The sequence below is a fragment of the Streptomyces sp. S3(2020) genome, from assembly GCF_013044505.1.
In the GTDB taxonomy this organism is placed as follows: domain Bacteria; phylum Actinomycetota; class Actinomycetes; order Streptomycetales; family Streptomycetaceae; genus Streptomyces.
This window is the reverse complement of sequence record NZ_JABERD010000528.1, coordinates 1-1,059: the sequence shown is the minus strand read 5'-3', so window position 1 is coordinate 1,059 and position 1,059 is coordinate 1. Positions and strand designations below refer to the sequence as shown.

The 1,059-nt window shown below is 69.4% G+C and carries 2 protein-coding genes; both read left to right on the top strand.

What is annotated here, in order from left to right:
• Positions 1-368: acyl carrier protein (locus HLK59_RS50145; RefSeq protein ID WP_206328535.1), on the top strand; the 368-nt coding region annotated here is incomplete at its 5' end.
• Entirely contained in the window at positions 365-991 is a 627-nt protein-coding gene (locus HLK59_RS50140) for a 4'-phosphopantetheinyl transferase superfamily protein (RefSeq protein ID WP_206328534.1), read from the top strand. The genes HLK59_RS50145 and HLK59_RS50140, both read left to right, overlap by 4 nt.
• The last annotated feature ends 68 nt before the right edge of the window (positions 992-1,059 follow it).

The window sequence follows — 1,059 nt, the reverse complement described above, 5'->3', positions numbered from 1 at the left end:
CGCCCCCCCTCGACGGAAGCGACACGTCCATGAACCACACCAGCACCCCGCTGTTCGTACGGCCACCCGCACCGTCCGCGCTGCGCGCCATGGACCTCGACGCCCGCACCCGGACGATCGTGTCCTGGCTCTGCCGGGAACTGGCCCACGTCCTCGACGTGCCCCCGGCCCACCGGGTCGGCCCCGACCGGCCGTTGCGCGCCCTCGGCGTGGACTCCCTGACCGCGCTGTGCCTCAAGCGCCGCCTGGAGGACGAACTCGACGTCCGGATCAAGACCCACGACCTGCTGCGCGACGACACGGCCGGCGAGATCGCCGCCCTGCTCGCCGAGTCGGTGTCCGCACCCGCCTACGGGACGGCGCGATGAGCCCAGCACGCTCCACCGCCCAACTCCCGCGCACCGCCGCCCCCCGGCTGACCGTGGACACCCACCAGATCCACCTGTGGGTGATCGGCACCGAATGGGCGGGCGACCACCCCGAGCACATGGTCACCAGCGAACTCGACGACCGCGAACGAGAACGGGCGGCGGCCTTCGTACGCCCCCTGGACCGACTCACCTACCTGATGGCGCACATCGCGCTGCGCCGCCTGCTGACCGCCTACACGGGCATCCCGCCCGCCGAGCTCCCGCTCGGCAGGGACACCTGCCCCTGCTGCGGCGGCCCGCACGGCCGCCCCGTCCTGCACGGCACCGGCCTGCACTTCTCCCTCTCCCACAGCCACGGCATCGCCCTGATCAGCATCGCGGACGCCCCCCTGGGAGTGGACGTCCAACGCGTGCCCACGCAGGAGACGGTCGAACTGTGCCTGCCCGAACTGCACCGGGCGGAACAACAGGAACTGCGGGCCCTGCCCGACGCCGAACAGCCCCTGGCCTTCGGCCGGTTGTGGACCCGCAAGGAGGCCTACTTCAAAGGCCTGGGCACTTATAGACATCTCCGAGCCCACGAGACTCCTGAACAACTCGTATGCCCGCTGCTGCATTAAAACAAAAATGATTAGACCTGCACTCGATCGACCGCACCGATACTCTACACGTCAACATGCTCACACAA